1 protein-coding gene and 1 pseudogene are annotated in these 1,861 nt (G+C 45.4%); one reads left to right on the top strand and one right to left on the bottom strand.

All coding sequences use genetic code 11. From position 1 onward, the window contains the following. Positions 1–1,164: carbon starvation CstA family protein (locus tag ACP45E_RS08175; RefSeq protein WP_069584875.1), on the top strand; the 1,164-nt coding region annotated here is incomplete at its 5' end. Between the two features lie 119 nt (positions 1,165–1,283). On the opposite strand, the pseudogene ispH reads toward ACP45E_RS08175, so the two are convergent. Next, positions 1,284–1,861, bottom strand: a pseudogene (gene ispH / locus ACP45E_RS08180) (4-hydroxy-3-methylbut-2-enyl diphosphate reductase); the annotation flags it as partial.

Consider the following 1,861-nt stretch of genomic DNA (forward strand, 5'->3'; position numbering starts at 1 on the left):
GGGGCTTCGGTACCCACCATCACAGGCCGCTACTTAGGCAAAGGCGCCAAACATTTTATGAACATTTTTGCCATTGTCTTGTTGCTGCTTGTTGGTGTGGTATTCGTTTCGGCGCCTGCTGGAATGATCACAAACCTAATCAATGACCAAACGGATCTGAACGTTAGCATGAGCACGTTAGTCGCCATCATTTTTGGCTACTACATCATCGCAACGATTGTCCCTGTTGATAAAATCATTGGTCGCTTCTATCCATTGTTTGGGGCGTTACTGATCTTCATGTCAGTGGGTTTAATTACAGCCGTTGCCGTATCAAGTGAGCACACGGTTCTTGGTGGCTTTGAAGTGAGTGACATGTTCAACAACATGAATCCTAACGATATGCCACTTTGGCCAGCACTCTTTATCACCATAGCTTGCGGTGCTATTTCTGGCTTCCACGCGACTCAGTCTCCACTTATGGCTCGCTGCATGGAAAATGAAAAAAATGGTCGCTTCGTCTTTTACGGCGCAATGATTGGTGAAGGTATCATCGCTCTTATCTGGTGTGCTCTTGCTCTATCTTTCTTTGGCTCGGTTGATGCTTTGGGTGAAGCCGTAGCAAATGGCGGACCTGGTGCGGTGGTTTACGGTGCTTCATTTGGTCTTTTGGGTGTATTTGGTGGTATTTTAGCGTTCCTAGGTGTGGTTATTCTGCCAATCACGTCTGGCGATACTGCTTTCCGTTCAAGCCGTTTGATTTTGGCTGAATACTTCAACATGGAGCAAAAAACGCTGCGTAACCGTCTACTGATGGCATTACCACTGTTTGTACTTGGCGGGGTGTTAACTCAAGTTGACTTCGGCATTATCTGGCGTTATTTCGGGTTTGCTAACCAAACTACCGCCGTCATGATGCTTTGGACCGCTTCCGCATACCTGCTGCGCCACGGAAAAATGCATTGGGTAACCACGGTTCCTGCTATGTTCATGACGACCGTTGTGTCTACCTTCATTCTAAACAACAGTACCCTTGGCTTTGGCTTACCAATTCAACTATCTACCATTGTGGGCATCTTATTCACTTTAGGCGTAACCGCTTATGTCATTAAGATTTCAAAAGGCAAAGGCGACACTGATTTGGCTGATGAAGAGCACCCTCAGGTTGAAACTAAGACCGCGTAATGCGTCGATAACACTTTGTATCAATGGGTACAAAAACAAACAATAAAAATGGAGCGCTACCTTAGCGCTCCATTTTTTATCTCTCAACATAAACTTACAGTAAATAAACCTACGGAAAACTAGTCTATCTGCTTAATCTGTAATTCTTTAGGAACTTCAAAGAACATATTCTCTTCTCTTCCTAGTACGTTTTCTACCGAGCTTGCTCCGAGTTCTTTAATACGATCCAATATTTGATCGACCAGCTCTTCTGGTGCTGATGCGCCAGCGGTCACGCCCACTTTTACTTTTCCACTAAACCATTCTGGCTTAATGTCTTCTGGACAATCTGTCAGGTAACCCGGTGTACCCAGTTTTTCAGCTAATTCTTTCAGACGCGTTGAATTGGATGAATTTTTTGAACCGACGACGACCATCACATCAACATCATTAGCGAGTTCACGAACCGCATCTTGACGATTCTGGGTCGCGTAGCAAATATCATCTTTGCGAGGTCCTTGAATATCTGGGAAGACACGGCGAAGCTCATCAATCACATCAGCGGTTTCATCGACCGACAGCGTCGTTTGACTGACATAGTGAAGATGTGAGGTGTCTTTTACCTTCGCTTTTAACGCTTCAACATCGCTCGGTACTTCAACCAAATACATCCCCCCCTGATTGCTGGCGTATTGCCCCATCGTACCTTCCACTTCAG

It is taken from the genome of Vibrio genomosp. F10 str. 9ZD137, assembly GCF_049974785.1.
GTDB lineage: Bacteria > Pseudomonadota > Gammaproteobacteria > Enterobacterales > Vibrionaceae > Vibrio.